Genomic DNA, 915 nt, shown 5'->3' on the forward strand with positions numbered 1-915 from the left:
GCTTCCGCCGCGCCTCGGGCCAGCCCCTCGCCGACCGGGCCGCCCAGGGCCTCACCCACCGCCTGAGCCGCCGTCACAGGAGCGGCGCCCGCGGCGATGCAGGCCGCCAACAGGTCGGCCGCGAGAGGCAGTTGCCGGACCGCCTCACGGGCGTCGCATACCGCCCTGTCCTCGACAGCCGCCTGCCGAAGACGCCATCGCCACAGCCCAGCCGCCACGCCCAGCCCGACCACGGCGCCGACGACCCCGCCGACCACCACCCACCCGGCACCCGCCACGCTCACCAGGGGCAGCCACTGCCGAGCCATCTCCCCCACCCGCAAGCGCGGTCCGGTGGACGCCTCCCGCGCGGTGCCCACCAGCTCACCCAGCCGCCGCCGGACCCCGCGCTCGCGCCGCACCGCCCCCGCCCACCGCAGCAGCCACCCGAGGACCAGCGCCGCCCCCACGACAACCCCCAGCCTGTGGACAACTTCCGTACTCACGCCGCCTCCGCTCCCCGCACGATCCGCATCGCCCACCACATCCCGAGCCCCTCCAGCAGAGCGCCGGCCAGCAGACAGCCCAGGCCGGCCCCGGTGTGCAGCAGGACGTGCAGCGGGTCGGCGCCGAGGGCGATGCCGAGGAGGAGCCCGAGGATGGGCAGCGCGGCGAGCATCACCGCCGTGGAGCGCGCGCCCGCCAACTGGGACCGCAGGTCCTCCCGTTGGTCCCGCTCCGCGCGCAACGCCCCTTCCAGCCGGTCGAGTCCGGCCGCGAGCCCCGCGCCCTGGTCCACAGCCACCCGCCAGCACGCGGCAAGGCCCAGCAGCCCCTCTGCGCCCGGCTGCCGTGCCACGACGGCGAGCGCGGCCGGAACGTCACCGCCGAACCGCGCCGCCGCCAGCACGGCCGCCTCTGGGCCTCGCCCAGCCC

The 915-nt window shown here is 77.6% G+C and carries 1 protein-coding gene and 1 pseudogene; both read right to left on the reverse strand.

The window, feature by feature from the left end; all coding sequences use genetic code 11:
* A pseudogene (locus CLM62_RS00045) lies at positions 1–485 on the reverse strand (hypothetical protein); the annotation flags it as partial.
* The coding region (locus tag CLM62_RS00050; protein ID WP_179381876.1) for a type II secretion system F family protein at positions 482–915 on the reverse strand (434 nt) is incomplete at its 5' end. The gene CLM62_RS00050 and the pseudogene CLM62_RS00045, both read right to left, overlap by 4 nt.

The organism is Streptomyces sp. SA15, assembly GCF_002291145.1.
In the GTDB taxonomy this organism is placed as follows: domain Bacteria; phylum Actinomycetota; class Actinomycetes; order Streptomycetales; family Streptomycetaceae; genus Streptomyces.